Annotated in this window: 1 protein-coding gene and 1 pseudogene; one reads left to right on the plus strand and one right to left on the minus strand. The window is 40.2% G+C overall.

The genetic code is table 11. The features are described 5' to 3' along the window. Positions 1 to 240, plus strand: a pseudogene (locus tag Q0L00_RS19605) (ABC transporter substrate-binding protein); the annotation flags it as partial. Here Q0L00_RS19605 and Q0L00_RS19610 read toward each other — a convergent pair. Next, positions 208 to 709: ATP-binding protein (locus tag Q0L00_RS19610; protein ID WP_297338589.1), on the minus strand; the 502-nt coding region annotated here is incomplete at its 5' end. The pseudogene Q0L00_RS19605 and the gene Q0L00_RS19610 overlap by 33 nt on opposite strands.

A 709-nucleotide genomic window follows, 5' to 3' on the forward strand; every position in this document is an offset into this window, starting at 1 on the left:
GAAAAAAGCAAATTATTGAAAAGTTCTACCGAAACGGTTAAGAACATTGCGACATTTTATGATTTGAATCAGACCGATGTTTCTCAATGGCTAGCCCAAACGGTTTGGGCTCAAACTCCGGAAATTTCTATCTCCGAATTTGAAGCTGCGATGGAAACTATGGTTAGGCTAGGAATCTTGAAAGCTCCGATCCCCTTAAAAAATTGCTTAACTACTGATCGTCTCCGACTGATTCCTTAAAATGTGAACAGGAAATTTGACAAGAACTTGAGTTCCTCTGCCCACATGTGATTTGATACTTAGATTTCCATCGCTCATTCGTACAAACTCCTTACAAACCTGAAGACCGAGACCAGAACCTTTTTCCTGCTGTGTACCTGGTTTTGATCGGGTTATGGTATAATTAGATTCTAAAATTTGATCGATCTCTTCCTCGCTCATTCCCTTTCCTTGGTCAGAAACGCACCAAATGAGTTCTTTTTCAGTGATTTCAAATTTAATTCTGATCTCGCCATTTTCTGGGGAAAACTTCACCGCATTACCCAAAATATTTCGCAACACCACCTCAATCAAGTCATGGTCCAGATAAAGTGTTAACTCTTCCGGCATCTCATTGAGAATCCTCAAGGACTTGGTTTGAATCTGTGGGTCCAAAAGCTGAATAATTCCCTGAACCATTTCGTGCATTTTCACCCATGTTGGATTCACT

The sequence above is a fragment of the Algoriphagus sp. genome, assembly GCF_024305035.1.
GTDB lineage: Bacteria > Bacteroidota > Bacteroidia > Cytophagales > Cyclobacteriaceae > Algoriphagus.